Consider the following 398-nt stretch of genomic DNA (forward strand, 5'->3'; position numbering starts at 1 on the left):
ACCAAATCCCCGGTGGCATACATCCGTGATGGATCGGGTGCGGACTTATCTGCTGCAAAGGGGTCGGTGACAAACTTTGCTTTTGTCAACGCTTCGTTGTTCAGATAGCCTCTTGCCAGCCCATCGCCTCCTATATACAACTGTCCGCCTACACCTGCCGGGCATAAGTTCAGGTACTTATCCAGTACATATACCCGGGTGTTGGAAAAAGGACGGCCGATGGGAATGGTAGCAGGGTAGGTGGCTTCCTGATCTACCACATGCAGCAGCTTGCCGATGGTGGTCTCGGTAGGCCCGTAGTGGTTGACGATGCGGCAGCCAGCACCACTGGAGCGGATGCGTGCCACGATGGCGGAGGGTAAAGCTTCCCCGCCAAATACGAGCAACCTGGCCGGCAG

General features: G+C 56.5%; 1 protein-coding gene. It reads right to left on the bottom strand.

Annotated elements, in window-relative coordinates; genetic code table 11:
- The coding region (locus I6F37_RS43385; protein ID WP_225154893.1) for an AMP-binding protein at window positions 1–398 on the bottom strand (398 nt) is incomplete at both ends.

Source organism: Bradyrhizobium sp. NBAIM08 (assembly GCF_020193935.1).
Lineage (GTDB): Bacteria > Pseudomonadota > Alphaproteobacteria > Rhizobiales > Xanthobacteraceae > Bradyrhizobium > Bradyrhizobium yuanmingense.